The 1747-nt window shown below is 54.8% G+C and carries 1 protein-coding gene; it reads right to left on the bottom strand.

Annotated features, from left to right (window positions below):
- On the bottom strand, positions 1-1401 hold a 1401-nt coding region (locus tag PPL9_RS22955; protein ID WP_208989571.1), incomplete at its 3' end, for an acyl-CoA dehydrogenase family protein.
- Between the last annotated feature and the right edge of the window lie 346 nt (positions 1402-1747).

The raw sequence follows: 1747 nt of genomic DNA, 5'->3' as shown, positions 1-1747 counted from the left end.
CTCAGCGATGAGGCTGCGGACCTGATCACCACCAGACATTGGCAGCTTGCGCATCACCAGATCGATGGACTGAATGCCGTTGGTGCCTTCATAGATCGGAGCGATGCGCGCATCACGCAGATGTTGGGCTGCGCCGGTTTCTTCAATGAAGCCCATGCCGCCGTGGATCTGGATACCAAGAGAGGCCACATCGACACCAAAGTCGGTGGAGAGGGCTTTTGCAATTGGTGTGAGCAAGCCAGCACGCTCTGCCCAGAACTTCTTCTGATCCGCATCTGGCGCGACTTTTGCCATGTCCAGTGCATGTGCGCAGGCATAACAGATTGCACGGGCAACCTGCGTCTGAGACTTCATGGAGAGAAGGGTGCGTTTAATATCCGGGTGAACTGCGATCGGATCCATACCGTCGGTCTTTGACCCGACACCGCGGCCCTGCTTGCGATCCAGTGAGAACGCCAGAGACTCCTGGAAGGCACGCTCTGCGATGCCGAGACCCTGCACACCCACGGCAAGGCGGGCGTTGTTCATCATGGTGAACATGCAGGCGAGGCCTCTATTTTCTTCGCCGATGAGCCAACCGATTGCACCGCCCCTATCGCCAAAAGACATGGTGCAGGTTGGAGAGCCATGGATACCGAGCTTGTGCTCCACACCAGCTACGGTCACGTCATTCTTCTCGCCAAGGCTGCCATCGTCATTGACGAAATACTTTGGCACTGCAAACAGTGAGATGCCACGTGTTCCAGCAGGCGCGTCCGGCAAGCGAGCCAGCACCAGATGGACCACGTTGTCTGTCATATCGTGATCGCCATAGGTGATGAAAATCTTCTGACCAGAGATTTTGTAGGACCCGTCTCCCACAGGCTCTGCTTTGGCACGCAGAGCGTTCAGGTCTGAGCCAGCCTGTGGCTCAGTCAGGTTCATTGTGCCTGTCCACTCGCCGCTAATGAGCTTTTCGAGGTACTTGGCTTTGAGTTCCGGAGAGCCGTGCTTCTCGATAGCCTCTACAGCGCCTGTGGTGAGTGTTGGGCACAAGGTAAAAGCCATGCTGCCCGCATTCCACATTTCGAACACGGCGACGTGGAGCATGTTTGGAAGGCCCTGCCCTCCGTACTCCGGATCACCTGTCAGCGCGCTCCAGCCGCCCTGACGCCAACTGGTGTAAGCCTCTTTCCAGCCCGGTGAGGTTTTGACGCTTCCATCGATCAATTGTGCCGGATTTTCATCTCCAACCCTATTGAGAGGCGCGATCTCTTCCTCTGCAAACTTTGCGGCCTCACCCAGGATAGCTTCGATCAAATCATCTGAAAGCTCTTCCTGTCCCGGCTGCGCCTGAAGCTGTCCTAAACCTGCGACTTCTTTCAGCGTGAATACAATTTCACTCAGTGGTGCACGATACATTTTGTTTTCCTCCCCTTCTAAGGCCGCCTGCCTTCCATATAGGGCCAGCAAACCGCCTTAGAGCTGTATTTACGCGTAGTCCTCACCGACAGCTGGCGGCCACTCCTCGGAAATACGCGTACATTTGCGCATACTCTCATCCGAAAACCGACGCTCACGTCTCGGGAATACGCTATAGCGACTTGACGAATTGGCTTTTGCCCATCAAAAGGCCGCTACAGAATTTTTCCTGTTTGGGACAGTAGTGTGATTAACCTATACGTCAAGCGTCCCTTAGAGGCAGGTTGCCCCCTACATTCGTCTTAGTAAGAAAGAAAAGGTATGAAACTCTGGCGCTTACACCCAT

It is taken from the genome of Pseudovibrio sp. POLY-S9, assembly GCF_001431305.1.
Classification (GTDB): domain Bacteria; phylum Pseudomonadota; class Alphaproteobacteria; order Rhizobiales; family Stappiaceae; genus Pseudovibrio.
Note: the sequence above shows the minus strand (reverse complement) of the source record. Positions and strands in the feature narration are given on the sequence as shown.